At 64.9% G+C, this 19,588-nt stretch carries 17 protein-coding genes; 15 read left to right on the top strand and 2 right to left on the bottom strand.

Annotated features, from left to right (window positions below; translation table 11 throughout):
- Positions 1–7: 7 nt before the first annotated feature.
- The 8 genes from IF10I1_RS16885 (at position 8) to IF10I1_RS16850 (ending at position 8,462) form a co-directional block, all read left to right on the top strand.
- Positions 8–1,054: a TRAP transporter substrate-binding protein gene (locus IF10I1_RS16885; RefSeq protein WP_050471742.1), complete on the top strand. Its 1,047-nt coding sequence runs from the start codon at positions 8–10 to the stop codon at positions 1,052–1,054.
- Between the two features lie 74 nt (positions 1,055–1,128).
- Positions 1,129–1,749 carry a TRAP transporter small permease subunit gene (locus IF10I1_RS16880; protein WP_186393631.1) on the top strand — a complete coding sequence of 207 codons (621 nt, stop codon included), beginning with the start codon at positions 1,129–1,131 and terminating at the stop codon, positions 1,747–1,749.
- Complete coding sequence (locus tag IF10I1_RS16875) at positions 1,746–3,029, top strand: TRAP transporter large permease (protein WP_050471740.1); 1,284 nt, start codon at positions 1,746–1,748, stop codon at positions 3,027–3,029. Before IF10I1_RS16880 ends, IF10I1_RS16875 begins: the two co-directional genes overlap by 4 nt.
- Before the next feature lie 44 nt (positions 3,030–3,073).
- Positions 3,074–3,760 carry a DUF2848 domain-containing protein gene (locus IF10I1_RS16870; protein ID WP_186393630.1) on the top strand — a complete coding sequence of 229 codons (687 nt, stop codon included), beginning with the start codon at positions 3,074–3,076 and terminating at the stop codon, positions 3,758–3,760.
- Complete coding sequence (locus tag IF10I1_RS16865) at positions 3,760–5,133, top strand: amidase (protein ID WP_186393629.1); 1,374 nt, start codon at positions 3,760–3,762, stop codon at positions 5,131–5,133. Before IF10I1_RS16870 ends, IF10I1_RS16865 begins: the two co-directional genes overlap by 1 nt.
- A 15-nt stretch (positions 5,134–5,148) precedes the next feature.
- Positions 5,149–5,937, top strand: coding sequence for a putative hydro-lyase (locus IF10I1_RS16860; RefSeq protein ID WP_186393628.1), 789 nt, complete (start codon positions 5,149–5,151; stop codon positions 5,935–5,937).
- 69 nt (positions 5,938–6,006) lie between these two features.
- Entirely contained in the window at positions 6,007–6,966 is a 960-nt protein-coding gene (locus tag IF10I1_RS16855; RefSeq protein WP_186424587.1) for a LysR family transcriptional regulator, read from the top strand.
- Positions 6,967–7,040: 74 nt separating this feature from the next.
- Entirely contained in the window at positions 7,041–8,462 is a 1,422-nt protein-coding gene (locus tag IF10I1_RS16850) for an amidase (protein WP_244293758.1), read from the top strand.
- A gap of 20 nt (positions 8,463–8,482) precedes the next feature.
- Here IF10I1_RS16850 and IF10I1_RS16845 read toward each other — a convergent pair whose 3' ends face one another.
- Complete coding sequence (locus tag IF10I1_RS16845) at positions 8,483–9,295, bottom strand: IclR family transcriptional regulator (protein ID WP_186424586.1); 813 nt, start codon at positions 9,293–9,295, stop codon at positions 8,483–8,485.
- 137 nt (positions 9,296–9,432) lie between these two features.
- Between IF10I1_RS16845 and IF10I1_RS16840 the strand changes: the two genes are divergently transcribed.
- The 7 genes from IF10I1_RS16840 (at position 9,433) to IF10I1_RS16810 (ending at position 18,803) form a co-directional block, all read left to right on the top strand.
- Complete coding sequence (locus tag IF10I1_RS16840) at positions 9,433–10,965, top strand: M81 family metallopeptidase (protein WP_186424585.1); 1,533 nt, start codon at positions 9,433–9,435, stop codon at positions 10,963–10,965.
- 131 nt (positions 10,966–11,096) lie between these two features.
- Positions 11,097–12,731: an ABC transporter substrate-binding protein gene (locus IF10I1_RS16835; RefSeq protein WP_208977396.1), complete on the top strand. Its 1,635-nt coding sequence runs from the start codon at positions 11,097–11,099 to the stop codon at positions 12,729–12,731.
- Positions 12,732–12,861: 130 nt separating this feature from the next.
- Positions 12,862–13,803 carry an ABC transporter permease gene (locus IF10I1_RS16830; protein ID WP_186415464.1) on the top strand — a complete coding sequence of 314 codons (942 nt, stop codon included), beginning with the start codon at positions 12,862–12,864 and terminating at the stop codon, positions 13,801–13,803.
- The gene (locus tag IF10I1_RS16825; RefSeq protein ID WP_058900045.1) at positions 13,803–14,690 is read left to right on the top strand and encodes an ABC transporter permease; all 888 of its coding nucleotides are present in this window, start codon (positions 13,803–13,805) and stop codon (positions 14,688–14,690) included. Before IF10I1_RS16830 ends, IF10I1_RS16825 begins: the two co-directional genes overlap by 1 nt.
- A 4-nt stretch (positions 14,691–14,694) precedes the next feature.
- Positions 14,695–16,365, top strand: a complete 1,671-nt coding sequence (locus IF10I1_RS16820) for an ABC transporter ATP-binding protein (RefSeq protein WP_186393624.1) — start codon at positions 14,695–14,697, stop codon at positions 16,363–16,365.
- Between the two features lie 90 nt (positions 16,366–16,455).
- On the top strand, positions 16,456–17,616 hold the full coding sequence (locus IF10I1_RS16815; protein ID WP_186393623.1) for a M20 aminoacylase family protein: 1,161 nt from the start codon (positions 16,456–16,458) through the stop codon (positions 17,614–17,616).
- 56 nt (positions 17,617–17,672) lie between these two features.
- The gene (locus IF10I1_RS16810; protein ID WP_186393622.1) at positions 17,673–18,803 is read left to right on the top strand and encodes a M20/M25/M40 family metallo-hydrolase; all 1,131 of its coding nucleotides are present in this window, start codon (positions 17,673–17,675) and stop codon (positions 18,801–18,803) included.
- 33 nt (positions 18,804–18,836) lie between these two features.
- Here IF10I1_RS16810 and IF10I1_RS16805 read toward each other — a convergent pair whose 3' ends face one another.
- Positions 18,837–19,559 carry a hypothetical protein gene (locus IF10I1_RS16805; RefSeq protein ID WP_186393621.1) on the bottom strand — a complete coding sequence of 241 codons (723 nt, stop codon included), beginning with the start codon at positions 19,557–19,559 and terminating at the stop codon, positions 18,837–18,839.
- Between the last annotated feature and the right edge of the window lie 29 nt (positions 19,560–19,588).

The raw sequence follows: 19,588 nt of genomic DNA, 5'->3' as shown, positions 1-19,588 counted from the left end.
CCGCAGCATGAAACTCCTTACCCTCACGACCGCATTCCTTGCCGCCTCCACCTCGCTCTCCGCTTTCGCGCAGGACCTGCCGAAGACGGAGCTGCATGTCGTCGGCGGCCTCAGCAACCTGACGGCCTATCAGCAGTTCGAGCAGCCGTTCTGGGAAAAGACGATCCCGGAGAAGTCCGGCGGCCAGGTGACGGCCACCATCAAGGGCTTCAACGAGATGGGCGTGAAGGGCCCGGAACTGATGCGCCTGATGTCCCAGGGGGCCATCGAATTCGGCACCGCGACCCTGTCCTATTTCGCCTCGGACAACCCGATCAACGAAGCCATCGACCTGCCGGGTCTGGCGCCTGACGTGGCAACCGCCCGCAAGGTGACCGCCGCTTTCCAGCCGGTCTATGAGAAGTTCTATGGCGAAGGCTCGCGGGTGAAGCTGCTGGGCATCTCCACCTATCCGGCGCAGGTGCTGTTCTGCAACGCCGAGATCAACAGCCTGAAGGATCTGGCCGGCAAGAAGGTGCGCACCTCGAGCCGCACCCAGGCCGAGTTCGTGGAAGCCTTTGGCGGCGCCAGCGTGACCATGGCCTTCGGCGAAGTGGTTCCGGCCCTGCAGAACAAGGTGGTGGACTGCGCCATCACCGGTTCGCTCTCCGGCTATTCGGCCAAGTGGTATGAAGTCTCCACCCACCTTCTGGCGCTGCCGATCAACTGGAACCAGCAGATCCATGCGGTCAACCAGGGCGCCTGGGACAAGCTGGACCCGAAGGTGCAGGCCTTCATCCAGGAAAACATGAACACCCTGATGGATGACATCTGGGCCGCTGCCGATGAGCAGACCCAGCAGGGCTTCGACTGCAACACCGGCGCTGATGCCTGCACCCTCGAGGTGAAGGGCAAGATGACGCTGGTGGTGCCGTCCGATGAGGACAAGGCGCTTCTGGCCGAGACGCTGAAGACCAAGATCCTGCCGCAGTGGGCGGCCCGCTGCTCGGATGATTGCGTTGCTGATTTCAATGCCACCATTGGCAAGGAAATGAACCTGACCGCAGCCAAGTAATGTGAGACTGACAGGGCGGGGCCTCACTGCAGCCGGGGTTCCGCCCTGTCCCTTTTTGATTGGAGCCGTGAGACATGGGCCTTTCCGGATCTCTTCCCGTTCTTGCGGGTGCCTACCGCTTCGCCAACACCGCGGCACGCTGTGCCGTTCTGGCGAGCGGTGCGCTGACCATCGCCAGCGTTCTGCTGATTTCCTATGACGTGATCGTCCGCAAGCTGTTCGGCATCACCCTCGGCGGTTCGGACGAACTGTCCAGCTATGCCTTTGCCATCAGCACGTCCTGGTCGCTCGCCTATGGCGTGCTGCAGCGGGCGAATGTGCGGGTGGATGTGCTCTATCAGCATCTGCCGGTGCGCGTTTCGGCGCTGCTCGACTGGCTGTCGCTGGTCTGCATGGGCATCTTTATCGGTTATCTCACCTTCTATGCCTATGACGTGGTGGCCCAGTCGTGGATCTACGGCTCGCGCGCCAACACCCCGCTCGGAACGCCGCTCGCCCTGCCGCAGGGCCTGTGGTTCGGCGGTCTTGTCTTCATGTGCCTCATCCTCGCGCTGATGCTGATCCGCTCCTCCGTCGCACTCGTCACCGGTGACCTCGAGACGGTGAAGCTGGTGGCCGGCATGCGCTCCACCAAGGAAGAAGCCGAGGAAGAAGCGGCTCAGGGCGAACGCCTCATTCAGGGAGAGCGCAAGTGATCGCCACAACGCTCATCATTCTTCTGGTCCTCATCGGCCTGTCCGTTCCCGTCGCTGCGGCGCTGGGCGTGCTGGGGCTCATTCTGGACCCGCTCTATTCCATGCTGCCGCTGACGCGGGCCATGGGCGAAATGGCCTGGAGCACCAACAACGAGTTCCTGCTCGTCGCCATTCCGCTGTTCATCCTGCTGGGTGAAATCCTGCTGCGTGCCGGATTTGCCGAGCGCATGTACAGCGCCATGAGCCTGTGGCTCTCCTGGCTACCCGGCGGCCTGATGCATGCCAATATCGGCGCTTCGGCCCTGTTCGCGGCGACCTCTGGGTCCAGCGTCGCCACGGCTGCCACGGTCGGCACCGTCGCCATCCCGCAGATCCGCCGCTATGGCTACAACGAGCCGCTGTTCCTCGGCAGCATTGCGGCTGGCGGCACGCTCGGCATTCTCATTCCGCCGTCGATCAACATGGTGCTCTACGGCGTGCTGACGAATACGTCCGTGCCCAAGCTCTATCTGGCGGGCATTCTGCCCGGCCTCCTCCTCACCGGCCTGTTCATGCTGACGATCATCGCCGGCTGCATCCTGGTCCCGCGCTGGGGCGGGGAGCGGGTGAAGGGCGCCTGGGGCGCACGCTTTGCCAGCCTCGTGCATCTGGCACCGCCTTTGGCGATCTTCGTGCTGGTCGTCGGCTCCATCTATGCCGGTATCGCCACCCCGACGGAAGCCGCCGCGCTGGGCGTGCTGGGGGCGCTGATCCTTGCCGCCTGCTTCCGCCGGCTGACCCTCTCCATGCTGGCCACCGCCATTGAGGGCACGATGAAATCCTCGGCGATGATCCTCCTGATCATCATCGCCTCGGGCTTCCTCAACTTCATCATGTCGGCGGCCGGCATCACCGATGCCATCACCAACTCGATCAAGGGGCTTGGCCTGTCGCCGATGCAGATGATTGCGGTCGTCGTGATCTTCTACCTGATCCTCGGCTGCTTCATGGAATCCCTGTCGATCATGATCACCACCATTCCGATCGTGACGCCGATCCTCTTTGCCCTCGGCTTTGATCCGCTGTGGGTGGGCATCCTGATCATCGTACTGGTGGAAGCGGCCCTGATCACACCGCCGGTGGGGCTCAACCTCTTCGTGGTGCACAGCCTGCGCAAGAGCGGCTCCATGGGGCCGGTGATCATCGGCAGCCTGCCGTTCGTCGTCTCCATGGGCGTGCTGATCGTCCTGCTCGCCATCTTCCCCGCAATCGCCCTTTACCTGCCGGGGCTGGCCGGCTGACGGCCCCCCCGGTACCACGACCATTCCATCCGGATACAAGACACATGAAACTGTCCTTCACCGTTGAAACCCTCAAGGCTCCGTCGAGCCTTGAGGTGAGCATCTCTGACCTCATCGTTGCCGGCTGGGCCGGGCGCGACATCCACGCCATCGAGCATCACATCGAGGAACTGGCCGCCATCGGCGTGCCGCGCCCCAGCACCGTGCCGCTCTACTACCGCTGCTCCGACAATTCGCTGGTGCAGGCGGACACCATCCAGGTGGTGGGCGAGGAGACCTCGGGCGAGGTCGAAACCTTCGTGTTCCGTGCAGGTGATGAGCTGTTCGTCTCCATCGCTTCCGACCACACCGACCGCAAGCTGGAATCCCACAGCGTCGCCCTGTCCAAGCAGATCTGCGCCAAGCCGGTGGCTTCCCGTGCCTGGCCTTTCGCTGAAGTCGCCCCGCACTGGGACCAGCTGATCATCCGCTCCTTCATCGAGGAGAACGGCGCCGAGGTGCTGTATCAGGAAGGCACGCTCGCCTCCCTGCGCAGCCCGCAGGACCTGATCGCCGGCTATTCGGGCGGCAAGGACATGCTGGAGCCGGGCTCCGGCATGGTCTGCGGCACGGTTGGGGCCATCGGCGGCATCCGTCCGTCGAAAGCCTTCAGAATGGAGTTGCATGATCCGGTTTTGAACAGGACCATCGCGCACAGCTATTCCATCGAAACCTTGCCGGAAATCGCCTGATGACAACCTCCGAGACCTCCCGCCTGACCCTTGCCGCCGCAGCCGATGCTCTGGCGAAAGGAACCGTGACCTCCACCAGCCTGACGGACGAGGCGCTGACGCGCATCAACGACCCGGCAGGCGAGGGGGCGCGTGCCTTCGTGCGGCGCAATGATACCCGCGCCCGCAAGCTGGCGGAGGCCTCGGATGCCGTGCGTGCTGCCGGGCATGTGCGTTCGCCCCTCGAAGGGCTTCCCATCTCGGTGAAGGATCTCTTCGGCATTGCCGGAGAAGTGTCCCTCGCAGGCAGCATCGCCCTCAAGGATGCCGCAGCAGAGACGGTAGACTGCCCCGTGGTGGCGCGGCTGGTGGCGGCAGGTGCCGTCATCACCGGCACCACCAACATGAGCGAGTTTGCCTTCTCCGGCCTTGGCATCAACCCGCATTACGGCACGCCGCGCAATGCCTATGACCGCGCCACGGGGCGCATTCCCGGCGGCTCGTCCTCCGGTGCGGCCGTGTCTGTGACCGATGGCATGGCGCTGGCTGCCATTGGCACGGATACCGGCGGCTCCATCCGCATTCCGGCGGCGCTTTGCGGGCTGACCGGCTTCAAGCCGACCGCCCGCCGTGTGCCAGCAGAAGGCGTGGTGCCTCTGTCCACCTCGCTCGATTCCATCGGCCCGATTGCCCGCAGCGTTGCCTGCTGTGCCGTCATTGACGCGGTGCTTTCCGGCAGCGGCGAGGATGTGCCCGCAGCCCTGCCGCTCGCCGGGGTCCGCCTTGCCGTCCCCACCACGGTCGTGCTGTCGGACATGGACGAAACCGTCAGCGCCGCCTTCGCCCGCGCCCGCAAGGCGCTGGAAGCGGCTGGTGCCCTGATCACGGAAATCGAAATCCCCGAGTTCGCGCAGCTTGCCACGATCAACGCCAAGGGCGGGCTGATCGCCGCCGAAGCCTGGCACTGGCACCGGGCGCTGCTCGAAAAGGCGGGTGACAGCTATGACCAGCGGGTGCGCCAGCGCATCCTGCGCGGGCGGGAGATTTCGGCGGCGGATTACCTGGACACGCTCGCCAGCCGCAAGGCGTGGCAGGCCGCCGTCGAAGCCCGCGTCGCCCCGTTCGATGCCATGATTCTGCCCAGCGTGCCGGTGATCGCGCCGGAGATTGCCCCGCTTGAGGCCGATGACGCGGCTTTCTTTGCGGCCAACGGCCTGATCCTGCGCAACCCGACGATGATCAACTTCCTCGATGGCTGTGCCCTGTCGGTGCCATGCCATGCGGCCGGTGAAGCCCCGGTGGGGCTGATGATTGCCGGCACGCAGATGCAGGACCGCAAGATCCTTGCCCTCGGCCTTTCCATCGAGGCGGCACTTGCCGCCATCACCGCATGAACGAATGATACCGGCATGACCGCAACCAGCCTTCTCTCCAGTCCTTTTGATGTCCGGCAGGCCGCCCGCACGGGTGCCCTGTGCGGCCCGACGGCCAATCTGGCACCGGGGTTCATTCAGGCCAATCTCGCCATTCTGCCGCAGGATCTGGCCTATGACTTCCTCTTGTTCTGCCAGCGCAACCCCAAGCCTTGCCCGCTGGTCGGTGTGTCGGAAACCGGCGATCCGATGATCCCGGCCCTTGGCCGCAATCTCGACATCCGCACCGACCTGCCGCGCTACCGCGTGTGGCAGAAAGGGGAGCTGGTGGCCGAGCCGCAGAGCGTTGAGGACTGGTGGCGCGATGATCTGGTGTCCTTCCTGATCGGCTGCTCCTTCTCCTTTGAAGAGGCGCTGCTGGCGGCAGGCATCGGCATCCGCCATATCGAGGAAGGCTGCAACGTGCCGATGTTCCGCACCAGCATCGAGACGGTTCCCGCCGGGCGCTTCTCCGGCCCGGTGGTTGTCTCCATGCGGCCGATGAGCCCGAAGGACGCGGTGCGGGCGGTGGAAATCACCTCGCGCCTGCCGGCTGCCCATGGCTCCCCGATCCATATCGGCGATCCGGCACAGATCGGCATTGCCGATCTCTCCCGTCCCGACTACGGCGATGCGGTGAGCGTGCAGGCAGGCGAGGTGCCGGTGTTCTGGGCCTGCGGGGTGACGCCGCAGGCGGCGATTGCCCGTGTGAAGCCGGAGTTCTGCATCACCCATGCGCCGGGCCACATGCTGGTGACCGACATTCCCAATGCCTCGCTGATGTGAGGCTGGCCTTTGCGGCGTCCGTCATGCCATCCTGAGGACTGCTTCGGCAGCACATGAGGGCAGGGCGCAATGCAGCTTCAGGCGATCACCTATTTCAACGAACTGGTGCGCTGCCGGTCGATCCGGCAGGCCGCCCAGAACCTGGGCGTGACGCCAACGGCGATCAGCCGCCAGCTCGACAATCTCGAATATCATTTCGGCGTGCAACTGGTGGAGCGCGGTGCGCGCGGTATCGAGCTGACGGCGGCGGGCGAAGTGGTGGCGGCCCGGCTGAAGACGGCGATCCGCGCCTTCGATCAGGCCAATCAGGCGATTGATGACCTGCGCGGCTTGCGCCGGGGCGAGGTGAGCGTGCATGTGAATGGCGCCACCGGCGGCTCCATTCTGGCGGCAGCGCTTGCTGCCTTCTCGAAGGAATTCCCGGCGATCCGCGTCACCGTGCAGGAGACCTCGGCGCGTGAGGCCATGAGCGCGATCGTGCGCGGCGATACGGACATGGCACTGACCCTGTTCTCACCGGACGACCCGCGCGTGACGGCGCGTGTCCGTGTGCGGGTGCGCCATGCGGCCATTCTTGCGCCCGATCATCCGGCCGCGGCGCTGAAAAGCCTTGATCTGGATGCGCTCACCACCCATGCGCTGGCGGTGCCGGACACATCCTACAGTGCCCGCGCGGCGCTTGAAGCACGGCTGCGGGCCGCAGGGCATGATCCGCTTTCCGTCAGTTTCACCACGGCTTCGCTGACTGTGCAGAAGGAACTTGCCCGGCTGGGGGCTGCGATCCTGATTCTCCCGGAGATTGCGGTGATCCGCGATCTGGAACTCGGCAGCCTCGTTGCCCGCCCGCTCGCCGCAGATGCCGCCATCGACACGGCGCTTCAGCTCAGTCTTTCGCCGGAACGCCAGCTGAGTTTCGCCGCCAGCCGCTTTGCCGCGTCGCTGGAACGGCTGCTGCGCGTCCGGTTTGGCTCTTCTTTGGCCTCCAGTGTAACGGTTTGCGCAACACGGAGCACTCAAGATCTTCGTTGAGTGTGCGCTGCAAAGTCGTGCAGCCTGAGGCCATGACATGCGGATGACGGCATGTGAGCGCACAGGAGGCAGGCATGGCGATGGTGGATGCGGACGAGCGGGTGCGCCCGGAAGATGAGGTTCTGTCCCTTCCGGCCCGCAGCGTGCTCTCGGCCTTCAAGGCGGGCAGTCTCTCGCCTGCCGAATATATGGCGGCGCTTATCGCAAGAATTGAAGATCGTGAGCCAAGGGTTTGCGCTCTTTATGATTTCCGTCCCGATGAAGCGATGAAGGCGGCGCGGGCATCCGAAGCCCGCTGGGTCAAGGGCACGCCCATCGGCCCGCTGGATGGCATGCCCGTCAGCATCAAGGACAACCTCGCCATGAAGGGCGATCCGGTGACCACCGGCACCGCTGCTGCCGACATGACGCCCGTAGCCGAAGACGCGCCGCTGACGGCGCGGCTGCGCGAGGATGGCGCGATCTTCTACGCCAAGACCACATGCCCTGACTTCGGCATGCTGAGTTCCGGCCTCTCCAGCCTGCACCGCCTTGCCCGCAACCCCTGGGACCTGACACAGAACCCCGGCGGCTCCAGCGCGGGCGCGGCAGCGGCAGGGGCTGCAGGCTATGGCCCGCTGCATATCGGCACGGACATCGGCGGCTCCATCCGCCTGCCGGCCGGCTGGACCGGGCTCATCGGCTACAAGCCGTCTCAGGGCCGTGTGCCGGTCTATCCCTATTATCCGGGCCGCTGCGCCGGTCCGATGACGCCGACGGTGGATGACACGCTGCTGCTGATGGCCTCGATCAGCCGCCCGGACTGGCGCGATGCCACATCACTGCCGCCGGAAGATCTGAACTGGAACGTGCCGCCCGCTTCCGTGCGCGGCATGAAGATCGGGCTCATGCTGGATGCGGGCTGCGGCCTGCCGGTGGATGGCGAAATCCGCACAGCCGTGCTCGCTGCCGTCCATCGTTTCGAGGATGCGGGGGCTGAAATCATCCCGATGGAGGGCATCCTGACCCGGCAGATGCTGGACGGGCTGGATGATTTCTGGCGCGCGCGCTTCTGGGCGCTGATGGAAACCTATACGCCGGAGCGGCGGGCAAAGATCCTGCCCTTCATCCTGGACTGGGCAGCAGGCGCAAAGGACCTGCCCGCCACACGGGCAGCAATCGGCTTTGACCAGATGCTGGCGATCCGGCAAGCCACGGCACAGGTGTTTCAGGGGCTTGATCTCATCATCTCGCCGGTCAACCCGGTGGTCAGCTTCCCGGCGGAATGGGCCGGGCCGACCAACGATCCCTCGCTGCCGTTCGAACATATTGCCTTCACCGTGCCCTGGAACATGGGCGACAACCCGGCCTGTTCGATCAACTGCGGCTTCTCGGTTTCGGGCATGCCCATCGGCCTGCAGATCATCGGTCCGCGCTTTGCTGATCTCAGGGTTCTGTCCGTTGCCCGCGTCTTTGAAAGCTGGACCGGGGGCATCAGCTCCTGGCCGAAACCGTGAGGGCAGGGGTGGCCGGAAACTCAGCCCCGGCTGATGGTCTGCGCCGCCTGGATCACCAGCGGCGCAACCTGACGGGCAAAGTCCTCCGGCTCCCATTCGGCGAGAGAGCCCGCCACGTGGATGGCGGCCACCGGACGCCCGGAGGCGCCAAGAATGGCTGCGCCGATGGCGATTTCGCCGGTCAGGATCTGCTCCAGCGCCAGCGCATAGCCGTTGCGCCGGGTTTCGCCCACGCGCTCCATCAGGACCGCCGGATCGGTGATCGTCTGCGGCGTCACCGGCACGCGGTTGGAGCGGGCAATCAGCTCCTCGCACTCGGCTTCGGGCAGGCGGGCGAGAATGGCCCAGCCGCCGGAGGTGCAGAACAGCGGCACGCTGTGGCCGACCATGGTCGAGGACAGGATCTCCCGCTTGCTCTGCAGGCGGCTGGCATAAACGAGGCGCAAGCCGTCCCACAGGCTGAGATCGACACGCTCGCGCACCTGCCGCCGCAGTTCCAGCAGCACGGGTGTTGCCTTGACCACCACCGGGTTGAGCCGCAGGAAATCGAGCGAATGATCAAGGATGCGCAGGCCCGGCACATAGCCGGTGTCGTCGGGGTCACGGGTGACGTAGCCCAGATGCCTCAGCGTGAACACCAGCCGCTGCACGGCGCTGCGGGTGAGGCCGGTCTGATCCGCCAGGTCCTGCAGCGACATCGGCTTTTCGCTCTGATGGAAGGCGGACAGCACCTGCATGGCCCGGCCAACCGACTGGATGAACAGCGGATCTTCCCAGGTCTCGTCCTGACGGACCGGCGGGCCGAAGATAGAACGCAAAAATTTTGGGCTCATGAGGCTCCGGATTGCATGTGTTTTGACATTGACCTCAGTGGTTAACTGGGTCAGCATAATCAATACAAGTGTATTGCACAGCGATATCGCGAAGCAAGCCGTGAAATTTCCTGATTGGGTGCAAGGAGAGACGACGGATGACAAGGCGCGTGGCAGTTGCCGGTTTCCTGCACGAAACCAACACCTTTGCCCCCTCCCGTGCGACGCTGGCTCACTTCGCCGAAGGTGGCGGGCACATGCCGATTTCACGGGGGCAGGAGATCCTCGACCGCTGCCCCGGCATCAACATCGGCGTTGCCGGAGCGGTGGATTACGCCCGTGAGGCCGGGTGGGAGCTGGTGCCGCTGCTGTGGACCGTGGCCATTCCGTCTGCCCATGTCGAGAAGGCCGCTTTCGAGGCCATCCTCGGCGAGCTGTGCGAGCGGCTTGCCGCTGCCGGGCCGCTCGACGGGCTCTATATCGATCTGCATGGCGCCATGGTCTGCGAGCATCTGGATGACGGGGAGGGGGAAATCCTCGCCCGCTTGCGCAAGGTGGCGGGACCGGATCTGCCCATCGCCGCCAGCCTCGACCTGCACGGCAATGTCACCGCCCGCATGGTGGAGGAGAGTGACGTTCTCGTCGCCTACCGTACCTATCCGCATGTGGACATGGCCGAGACCGGCCGGCGCACGGCGGTGCAGCTTGACCGGCTGATGCAATCGGGCAAACGCCTTGCCAAGGCCTTCCGCCAGCTGCCCTTCCTCATTCCCATCCCCTGGCAGTGCACCGGACTGGAACCAGCCAGAAGCCTCTATGCCCGCGTGGCTGATCTGGAAGGCGGGGCTGTTGCCAGCACATCCTTTCTGACCGGGTTCCCGGCCGCCGATTTCAAGGATTGCGCTCCGTCCGTCATCACCTATGCGGAAGAGCAGACCGCAGCCGATGCGGCGGCGGATGCGCTGGTGGCGGATATTCTGGCGGCAGAGCCTGCGTTCCAGGGCAGGGCCTATGAGCCGGAGGAGGCCATTGCCGAAGCACTGCGGATTGCAGCTTCTGCGTCCCGGCCCGTCGTCATTGCCGACACGCAGGACAATCCCGGCGCGGGCGGGGATTCCAACACCGCCGGCATGCTGGCGGCGCTGGTGCGCGCAGGTGTTTCGCGCGCCTCACTCGGCCTGATGGTCGATCCGGAGGCAGCAGAAGCTGCGCATGCGGCAGGCGAGGGGGCGGAGGTGACGCTCACCCTCGGCGGGCGCTCCGGTGTCGCGGGCGATGAACCCTTCACCGGCACCTTCAAGGTGGAGCGCCTATCGGACGGCAGCTTCATGGCCGCTGGCCCGTTCTTCGGGCACACACACATGGATCTGGGTCTTTCGGCCTGTGTCTCCATCGGCGGCGTGCGCGTGGTGCTGGCCAGCCGCAAGGTGCAGATGGCGGACCTCGCCATGTACCGTTTCGTTGGCATTGAACCGACGCAGGAAGCCATTCTCGTCAACAAGAGTTCGGTGCATTTCCGTGCCGATTTCGAGCCGGTGGCCGAGACCATTCTCGTCGCCCGCTCGCCGGGGCCGATGGCGCTTTACGCCAGCGATCTGCCCTTCCGCAACCTGAAGCCGGGCATCCGGCTGACGCCCTGCGGACCTGCCTTCATGGCCAATGAAACAGCTGCAACGACAGCAAACATCTGAAGTGAAATGAAGTTCGCTCCACAGGCTTGCGGGAGCGGATGGGAGGAGAAGCAGAGCAGATCACAACCGGCCGGAAAACAGGCCGGCACCAACGAAGCATCATCACAACCAACCAGACGGGGTTCACGAACATGCTGAGTGTTGAAACTGGGGTCGTAAGCAGATTGAAGGCTGAGAGCCGGCCGCGCCGCCTGACGGGCCTTGGCCGTCTTGCAGCCGGTCTTATTGCCGGAACGCTGCTGGCCGGCAGCGCCATGGCGCAGGAAAAGGTGATCACCGCCGTGATGCATTCCGGCCTGCGTGTCACCGATCCGGTCATCACCACCGCCCACATCGTGCGCAATCATGCCTATATGATCTACGATGTGCTCATCGCCGTGGACGAGGACTTCACGCCCAGGCCGCAGATGGCGGACTGGACCATCTCCGATGACAAGCTGACCTACACCTTCACCCTGCGCGACGGGCTGAAGTTCCACGATGGCGCCCCGGTGACGGCGGAAGATGCCGTGGCCTCGCTGAAGCGCTGGGGCCAGAAGGATTCCGGAGGCCAGCTCATCTTCGACGTGACGGACAGCCTGTCGGCGGCCGATGACAAGACGCTCGTCTGGCAGCTGAAGGAGCCCTATGCACCGCTGATCGAGACTCTGGCGAAGATGTCGGCACTGCCGCCCTTCATCATGCCGGCGAGCGTTGCCGCCACGCCGGCATCAGAGTCGATCAAGAGCTTCATCGGTTCCGGCCCGTTCCGCTTCGTGGAATCCGAGTTCCAGCCCGGCGTCAGCGTCACTTACGAGAAGTTCGCCGATTATGTGCCGCGCGACGAGCCGTCCAGCTGGATGGCCGGTGGCAAGACCGTCCATGTGGACAAGGTGAAATGGATCACCATGCCCGATGCCCAGACGGCGGTGAATGCGCTGTCCTCCGGCGAAATCGACTACATGGAACAGGTGCCGGTTGACCTGCTGCCGCTGCTGGAGGGTAATGACGATGTGCTGTCGGAGCTGCGCGATCCGCTCGGCTACCAGACCATGGGCCGCATGAACTTCCTCTACCCGCCCTTCGACAATGTGAAGGTGCGCAAGGCGGCCATGATGGCGATCAGTCAGGAGCAGGTGCTGGCGACGCTGATCGGCAACCCGGATTATTACAAGATCTGTGGCGCTCTGTTCGGCTGCGGCACGCCGCTGGCCGATGAAACCGGAGCGGAAAGCCTCGTCAGCGGCGGCAACATCGAAGAGGCGAAAAAGCTCCTGGCCGAGTCCGGCTATGACGGCACGCCCGTGGTGCTGATGCAGCCGACCGACGTGCCGGCCATTTCCGCCCAGCCGGTGGTGGCAGCCCAGGCGCTGCGTGATGCGGGCTTCACCGTCGATCTGCAGCCGATGGACTGGCAGACCCTGGTCACCCGCCGTGCCAGCCAGTCCAAGCCGTCCGAAGGCGGCTGGAACCTGTTCTTCACCAACTGGGCCGTGCCGGAAATCGCCTCGCCGCTGATCAACCCCATGCTCAATGGCCGCGGCAATGCGGCCTGGTTCGGCTGGCCGACGGATGAGCCGCTGGAGGCGCTGCGCAAGGACTTCATCGCGGCCGGTTCCGCAGAAGAGCAGGTGGAAGTGGCGAAGAAGATCCAGGCTCATGCCATGGATGTGGTGAACTACATCCCGCTCGGCCAGTACCTCACCCCGCAGGGACGCTCGGTCAAGCTGGTGGACATGATCCCCTCGCCGGTGCCGGTGTTCTGGAACATGAAGAAGGAAGACTGATCCTCCCGCCGTCTGAACGGCTGCCGGGACCGCCCAACGCGGCCCCGGCTCATCGGGAGCGGCGGGCCTGCCTTGAAAAGGGCAGGGCCTCCGCCGCTCACACCGCCTGAAGGGAAGGGAGCATCCGCCGATGATCGGTTACATCTTCCGGCGCATCCTGGCCGTCATTCCGGTCGTGCTGTGTGTCGCCATCTTTGTTTTTCTGCTGCTGCGCCTGACGCCGGGCGATCCGGCAGCCATCCTTGCCGGTGATGCGGCAACGCCCGAGCAGCTGGAGAAGATCCGCACCTCGCTTGGCCTCAATGAGCCGCTGCTGACCCAGTTCATCACCTGGGCCGGACACCTTGCGGAAGGTGATCTCGGCATTTCACTCATTTCCAATGTTCCGGTGACCGATCTCATCGCACAGCGCATCTGGCCGACGATCAACATCGCCGTCATGACCATCATTCTGGCCGTGCTCATCGCCGTGCCCATGGGTGTGCTGGCCGCCTGGCGGCACCGCACCTGGACGGATTATGCGGTGATGGCCTTTTCGGTGCTGGGCTTCTCCATCCCGGTTTTCGTCATCGGCTATCTCTTCATCCAGGTCTTTTCCCTGCAACTGCGCTGGCTGCCGGTGCAGGGCTATACGGCGCCCTCGCAGGACTTCGGCAAGTTCCTCACCCGCGCCATCCTGCCCTGCCTGACGCTGGCGACGATCTACATCGCCCTCATCGCCCGCATGACGCGGGCCAGCATGCTGGAGGTGCTGGGCGAGGATTACATCCGCACCGCGCGCGCCAAGGGCCTGAGGGAAAAGGCGGTGTTGTTCCGCCACGCTCTGCGCAATGCCTCGGTGCCGATCCTGACCATCATCGGCACCGGCTTCGCGCTGCTCATTTCCGGCGTGGTGGTGACGGAAAGCGTCTTCAACATCCCCGGCATCGGCCGGCTCACCGTCGATGCGATCCTCGCCCGTGACTATCCGGTCATCCAGGCGATGATCCTGCTGACGAGTGCCATCTACGTCTTCATCAACCTGATGATCGACGTTGCCTACAGCTTTCTTGACCCGAGGATCCGGTATTGATGTCAGCTTCTTCTGATCCCGTATCCCGGCTGCAGCCCGTCCTGCGGCTTTTGTCCCTGCCGGCGAAAGTCCGCAAGCTCGGCGGCGGGCCGATGGTTGCGGCCATTGTGCTGGCCATCATCGCCGTCGCGGTGCTGCTGGCGCCGCTCTACATTCCCCATGATCCGCTGGCGATCAATGCGCTGAACCGGCTGAAGGGGCCTTCGGAAAGCAACCTGCTGGGCACGGATGCCTTCGGCCGCGATCTCTTCTCCCGCGTCATGATGGGCGGCCGCGTGTCGCTGTTCATCGGTATTGGTGCGGCGGTAACGAGCGTGCTCATCGGCCTTGCCATCGGCCTTGTCTCCGGCTTCTTCCGGCTGGCGGATGCGATCATCATGCGGATCATGGACAGCCTGATGGCCATCCCGTCGATCCTTCTGGCAATTGCGCTGGTTGCCCTCAACGGCCCGAGCCTGTGGTCGGTGATTGCCGCCATCACCATTCCGGAAATCCCCCGCGTGGTGCGGCTGGTGCGCTCGGTCGTCCTGTCCGTGCGCGAGGAGCCCTATGTGGAGGCGGCGGTGGCGCTGGGGTCTTCCATGCCGAAGATCCTGTGGCAGCACCTGATGCCCAACACGCTGGCGCCGCTGACCGTGCAGGCCACCTACATCTGCGCCTCGGCCATCCTGACGGAAGCGATCCTCTCCTTCCTGGGCGCGGGCGTCAGCACGGAAATTCCCACCTGGGGCAACATCATGGCGGAGGGGCGGATGCACTTCCAGCTCAAGCCCTCGCTGATCTTCTGGCCGGGACTGATGCTGTCCCTGTGCATCCTGTCCATCAACCTGCTTGGCGACACGGCCCGCGATCTCCTCGATCCGCGCCTGCGCAAGAGGGAGGGCTGAGCCTGTGATCTTCAAGTCCAGATCCTTCGAGGGCGCCCCGGCGGTTCTCACCATCGACAACCTCACCGTCCGCATTCCAACAGCCGCGCCGGACTTCCGTCCGATCCTCGACCGTGTGTCCCTGACCATCCGGGCAGGCGAAACGGTCTGCCTTGTGGGGGAAAGCGGCTCGGGCAAATCCGTCACGTCGCTTGCCACCATGGGGCTTCTGCCGAAGAACGCGCTGGAGGTGACGGGCGGGCGCATCCTGCTTGGCGAGACCGACCTTCTGAAGCTTTCGCCGCAGCAGATGCGCGACATGCGCGCCCGCAATCTTTCCATGGTGTTCCAGGAGCCGATGACCGCGCTCAATCCGGTGATGCGGGTGGGCCAGCAGATCGAGGAAGTGCTCGACACCCACACGAAGCTGCCGGCCGGTGAAAAGCGCAAGCGCGTGCTTGCCATCATGGAACAGGTGCATCTGCCGGATGTGGAGCGGATCTACCGGTCCTATCCGCATCAGCTCTCCGGCGGCCAGCGCCAGCGCATCATGATCGCCATGGCGCTGATCCTGGAGCCGCAACTGCTCATCGCCGACGAGCCGACCACGGCGCTGGATGTGACCACCCAGAAGCAGATCCTCTCGCTGATCGCGGAATTGCAGGAAAAGCACGGCACAGCCGTTCTGTTCATTACCCATGACATGGGTGTGGTGGCCGAGATTGCCGATACGGTGCAGGTGATGAAGCATGGCGAGATGGTGGAGAATGCGCCCGTCGCCGAGCTTCTGCGCAACCCGCAGAACGACTACACCCGCCGCCTGCTGAAGGCCGTGCCCAGCCTGACACCGCGCCCGCCGCGGGCTGCGGTGGAGGACAAGCCGCCGGTGCTGGAAGTCTCCAACCTTGCCAAGGTCTATGGCACCTCCGGCTGGCTGCTCAACCGGGAGCCGACCCGGGCGGCGCAGGATGTGGCCTTCACCATCGCGCCGGGCCGCACCCTCGGCATCGTCGGGGAAAGCGGCTCGGGCAAGTCCACCGTGGCGCGCTGCGTCATGCGGCTGATTGATCCCTCCGGCGGCGGCATTAAGGTGGCCGGGCTTGAGATCGCCAGCATGCCGCGCGCAAAGCTGCGCCCGCACCGCAAGCACATCCAGATCGTGTTTCAGGACCCGTTCCGCTCGCTCAATCCGCGCTGGACGGTAGGGCGCTCGCTGATCGAGGGGCCGCTGAACCTTGGTCAGGACAAGGAGGCGGCCATGGCCCGCGCCCGCGAGCTGATGGCGCTCGTCGGCCTTCCGGCCGATGCGGTGGACCGCTATCCGCACCAGTTCTCCGGCGGCCAGCGCCAGCGCATCGCCATCGCCCGGGCCATCGCCATGGAGCCCGATGTGCTGGTGGCTGATGAGGCCGTATCGGCACTGGATGTGTCGGTCCAGGATCAGGTGCTCAAGCTTCTGGAGGATCTGCAGGCCAAGCTCGGCATCGCCATCCTGTTCATCACCCATGACCTGCGCGTTGCGGCGCAGATCTGTGACGATGTGCTGGTGATGCAAAAGGGCAGGGTGGTGGAACACGGGCCTGCGGGCGAGGTGCTGGCCCATCCGGAACATCCCTACACCCGTTCCCTCATCGAGGCGGCGCCTGGCCGCAACTGGGACTTTGCCAACTTCCGTGAGCTGACGCTGGCCTCCTGAGGCCCGGCGTCCGTCGCAGCCGGGGCACCCGCAGCCACCCCGGCTGCTTCTTCCCTTTCCGTTTCATTTCATCTGTCAGAGGACTGACCCATGCCCGTCATCGAGAAAATCGCCGGTTATGCCAAGGAGCTGACGGCGCTGCGCCATGACTTCCACGCCCACCCGGAAATCGGTTTCGAGGAACAGCGCACGTCCGGCATTGTCGCCAGCCTTTTGGAGGAGTGGGGCCTTGAGGTGCACCGGGGCATCGGCCAGACCGGCGTCGTCGGCGTGCTGAAAGGGGCAAAGGGGGAGGGGCGGACCATTGGCCTGCGCGCCGACATGGATGCCCTGCCCATGGACGAGCACACCAACCTGCCGTTCCGCTCCACCCATCCGGGCAAGTTCCACGGCTGCGGTCATGACGGCCACACAACCATGCTGCTGGGGGCGGCGCGCTATCTCTCCGAGACGCGGGATTTTGCCGGAACCGTGGTCTTCATCTTCCAGCCGGCCGAAGAAGGGCTGGGTGGCGCGCGGGCCATGCTGGCGGATGGGCTGTTCGACCGGTTCCCTTGCGATGAAGTCTACGGCATGCACAACAACCCGCTTGCCGCACCGAACCGTGTGGCGGTGCGCCCCGGTGTTGCCATGGCCGGTTCCACCTTCTTCGACATCACCATTCAGGGGTGCGGCAGCCACGGCGCGGCACCGCATCACGCCAAGGATCCGATCATCGTCGCCACCTCGCTGGTGCAGAACCTGCAAAGCATCGTCAGCCGCAATGTGGAGCCGGTGCAGCCGGCGGTGCTGTCGGTGACGCAGATCCATTCCGGCACGGCCTATAACGTCATTCCCGATCAGGCCGTCATCTCCGGCACGATCCGTTACTTCGATGATGGCGTGCGCGATCTCATTCATGAGCGGATCGAGGCCTTCTGCGCCGGTTATGCCACCAGCTTCGGCGTCACCATCACGCCGGAACTGCGGCCCGTGTTCTCCGTGCTGCGCAACGATCCATCCCTGAGTGCGGCCTATCTGGAAGCGGCAGCCGAAATTGTCGGCGGCGATCTCGTCACCGATCAGGTGGATCTGGTGCCCGCCAGCGAGGACTTCGCCGACATGCTGCTGGCCGTGCCGGGGGCTTATTGCACCGTTGGCCATAGCGGCGGCGTGCCGGTGCACAATCCCGGTTTCGTGCTGGATGATGCCATCCTGCCGGTGGGCGCCAGCATCTATGCCCGCATTGCCGAACGGCGGCTCGCGGCCTGATCTGGCAGCCTGATCCTCAACCTCATCCCTTCACGCAGAACCGCCGGGAGCAGGCCATGCGCTTCACGGAATTACCTTTCGATAGCAATGAAATGATCAAGGGCCTGCGCCCCTGGGTGGAATGCGAAAGCCCCACCCATGATGCGGCTGCCCTCAACCGGATGATGGATCTCGCCGCCTATGAACTGGCTGCACTTGGCGCGGATATCGAGCGCATTCCGGGACGGATGGGTTTTGGTGGCTCGCTGCGCGCCCGCCTGCCGCATCCGGACAAGGGCAAGCCCGGCATTCTCGTCAGCGGCCACATGGATACGGTACATCCCGTCGGCACGCTGGAAAAGCTGCCGTTCCGCATCGACGGCAACCGTGCCTACGGGCCGGGCATCCAGGACATGAAGGGCGGCAATTACGTGGCCGTCGAAGCCCTGCGCCAGATCATCCGCGCCGGGCTCACCACGCCGCTGCCGGTGACGGTGCTCTTCACCCCTGATGAGGAAGTGGGCACGCCTTCAACACGTGATCTCATCGAGATGGAGGCCCTGCGCAACCGCTATGTGCTGGTGCCGGAACCAGCGCGGGAGGATGGTGGCTGCGTCACGGGGCGCTATGCCATTGCCCGCTTCAACCTGCGCACCATCGGCCGCCCCAGCCACGCGGGCTGGGCGCTGAAGGACGGGCGCTCGGCGATTGCCGCCATGGCCCGCAAGGTGCTGGAAATCGAGGCGATGACGGGCGAGGACTGCACCTTCAGCGTCGGCATCGTTCGGGGCGGGGAGTGGGTCAACTGCGTCTCGTCCCTGTGCGAGGGGCAGGTGCTGTCCATGGCCAAGCGGCAGGCGGACCTTGATGCGGGCGTGGAGCGGATGCTGGCGCTCAATGATGACAGCGGCGACGTGATCATCGAGGTGACACGCGGCGTCACCCGTCCCGTGTGGGAGCCGGATGCGGGCACGCTGGCGCTCTATGAAATCGGACGGGAACTGGCGGCAGAAGTGGGCTTCGAAATGAGCCATGCCAGCGCGGGCGGGGGCTCGGACGGCAATTTCACCGGCGCCCTCGGCATCCCGACGCTGGACTCCATCGGGGTACGCGGCGCCGGGCTGCATACCCTCAACGAGCATATCCTGATCGACAGCCTCGCCGAGCGTGCCAAGCTCTGCGCCGGCCTGTTCCTGCGGTTGTCCTGAGAGCGGTAAAGGCAAGGGCGGGCAGCCCTTGCCTCACTCCAGCGGCTCTCCGCCGTGGACGCGGGAGATGAGTGCGGAGGCCTGGCGGGTGCAGCCGCTGTCGAGCAGCCAGCCGAGCACGGCACCGGGATAGGCGTCTTCCAGATCCTGCGGCAGCACCTTGAGGCCGAACTTGCGCAAGGCGGAGCCAGCCGAAAGCGCCAGCGCGCCGTCGGTCACGGGGAATGTGGCTGGGGCGGTGAATGTGTGGCTGCCCGCCGGCCAGTTGAGGTCTGACGCCTTGCCTGCTTGATTGCGCAGGGTAACGGTCAGGGCCTCTGCCGCGTCCCGCCGCCAGAACGTCAGTTCATCCTTGCGGGTGCAGCGTTCGCCGGAGCTGTCGATGCTGACGAGCCAGATGCCCGGCTGCTCCGGCAGGCTGCTGTCCGTCTTGCGCGAGGCGCCGAGCACTTCCGATGTCTGGCCGCCAGCGCCAAGGAACTTGCGCACCGCGTCCCAGCCGCTGAAGGGGCGCTCCACCGGCGGGGCGGCATCCAGCTTGCCGTCGAAGGGGCCGTCGATCCGTTTCATTTCACCGGACTGGAAAAGAACGGTGAGTTTTGCGCCATCAGGCAATTTCAGGCTGGAGCCTTCGGCAATGCGGTCGCCCGGCTGCAGGCTGGCGGGGCCGCTGGCAGCAACCACAATCATGTCCGCCAGCGCTGGCGCTGCGGTTGCCCCGCTCAACAGGGCCGCGATCATCATCTGCCGGAACATGCCGAACCTCATCCTGCTCTCAATCCAAC

The organism is Pannonibacter sp. I15F10I1 (assembly GCF_900185665.1).
Taxonomy (GTDB): Bacteria; Pseudomonadota; Alphaproteobacteria; order Rhizobiales; family Stappiaceae; genus Pannonibacter; species Pannonibacter indicus.
This window is presented reverse-complemented; position numbering and strand designations above follow the sequence as displayed.